The sequence below is a fragment of the Allobosea sp. 2KB_26 genome, from assembly GCF_052115715.1.
Taxonomy (GTDB): Bacteria; Pseudomonadota; Alphaproteobacteria; order Rhizobiales; family Beijerinckiaceae; genus Allobosea.
On sequence record NZ_JBFRHE010000060.1, the window covers coordinates 1 to 1,043 of the forward strand.

Consider the following 1,043-nt stretch of genomic DNA (forward strand, 5'->3'; position numbering starts at 1 on the left):
TGCTGCCGTCCAGCGCCTCACCGGTCGCGTCGGTCCGGGTATAGGGATACATGGCTTCTACGGCATCGTTGCCATAGAGACCGCCCTTGGCGGCGCCAGCCCGCATCAGCCAATCGCCGTTGAAGAAGGCCTCGTCGCCAAAGAACGAGCCGATATTCCAGCCGTTGATGTCCTTGTTTCCGCCGGCCAGCCATTTGTCGACCTTGTCGTCACCCTGCTTCATCGCGATCAGGATTGCGGCCTTGTGTTCCAGCGACAGATCCTTGAACGCGAAGGTCTTGCCGGGACCGATGCCGATCTTCGCAAGTTTCGCACGAACCGAYTTGTCCCGTACCGTCTCGGGGACGAATTGCAGGGCCGCRTCRAGATACTCGAAGAAATTGTCCTTGATGCCGGCCGTGGTGGCAGGAACGAACGTGAGCTTCGGCGAGGCGGGCGGGGCGGGTTGCTTGAGGAAGGCAGAAAGCGGTTGCGCCTTGTAGCCGGCCTGGATCTTCTCGACGTTTGGCATGTCGTCGGGGTTGAAGAGCTGGGTGCGGATAGCCGTGAACGTGAACGGCGTCGTCGATCGGAAGACCTGCTTGATCCCGGTCGGCTTTTCGCCTTTCCAGTCGGGACCGACCACCAGATAGTCGCCAGGCTCCGTCCCCGTGGCGCGCGTGCCGATATAGCCGAAATTATAGGTGTTGCCGTCGATRAGCTGGACCGAGTAGTAGCGCTCCTTCTCGATCGCCGGCACAGAGATGACCATTGGTTCRGCCCGCAAATCGAGCCAGACGAACGAGTAAGGCGTGTCGCTGTTCGGCGTGATGATTGCCGTGTCCGCCGGGGTGGCGACATGGTGCAAATTGTTGATTTCGTTGAACGGTGCCTTGAACTGCCCCGAGTTCCTGKCAACGGCGAACTCTTGCATGACCGCATAGTTCATCACCAGCGGCAGGCCGTAGATGAAGCCCTCTTCGGCGATGTCCTTGGCCTCGAACACGTTCGGCCATTCGGTTTTGCTTTGCGCAAGGACCGGGCTGGACTTCACCGCCGCCGCG

General features: G+C 60.4%; 1 protein-coding gene. It reads right to left on the bottom strand.

The genetic code is table 11. The features are described 5' to 3' along the window. Window positions 1-1,033: DUF1254 domain-containing protein (locus tag AB4099_RS35195; RefSeq protein WP_441481505.1), on the bottom strand; the 1,033-nt coding region annotated here is incomplete at its 3' end. Window positions 1,034-1,043: the final 10 nt, after the last annotated feature.